The 704-nt window shown below is 74.3% G+C and carries 1 pseudogene; it reads left to right on the plus strand.

The features are described 5' to 3' along the window. Positions 1 to 268 precede the first annotated feature (268 nt). Positions 269 to 704 (plus strand): annotated as a pseudogene (locus KUM32_RS26915) (DUF4352 domain-containing protein); the annotation flags it as partial.

The raw sequence follows: 704 nt of genomic DNA on the forward strand, positions 1-704 counted from the left end.
GCGCACGAGTACGACCTCGCGGTGGTCACCGCGCTGCGGCTGATCGACGCCGTGGGCGTCTCCGGCCCCGATGCCGCCGCCGTCTGGCCGGCGCCCCCGCCCCGACCGGCGTACCTGACCGCGACCTGACCGCCTCGGCGGTCCCGGGGCGGCCGGCCGCGGAGAACTAAGCGGGTGAGATACGCCATGCGCCCAAAGGGAACCGTTCGGTGCATACTGAGCCCGCACCAGCGGCGCTCGGGCCGCTCGTGGCCATTCGGGGGGTCCCATGCGCGTGTCCCGCGCCCTTGCTGTCCTGACGTCCGCGGCGCTCCTTGGCGCCGTACTCGCCGGCTGCTCCGACGACGGGGGTGACGGCAAGGGCGCCGCCGACCCGGCCGCGTCGACCACGCGGCCGGCCGCCAGCGAGGCCGCCACCGGTACGGACGCCGAGGCCGCCGGCGACGCCCCGCTCGACGTGCCCGAGGAGACGACCGAGGCGAAGACCACGCCCGCCGCCAAGGCCCCGTCGCTCGCGGTCGGCGAGTCGGGCACGTACGAGGTCGGCGAGACCGACGAGTACGGCGAGAACTTCAAGGTCACCTCCCGGATGAAGGTGACGGTGGTCAGCGCGGAGTACGTGACGCCCGCGCAGGTCAACACCACCAACCAGCCCGAGAAGGGGCAGTACGTCGCCCTCACCCTCACCGTGCGCAACACCGGCG

Source organism: Streptomyces sp. AC627_RSS907, from assembly GCF_019049165.1.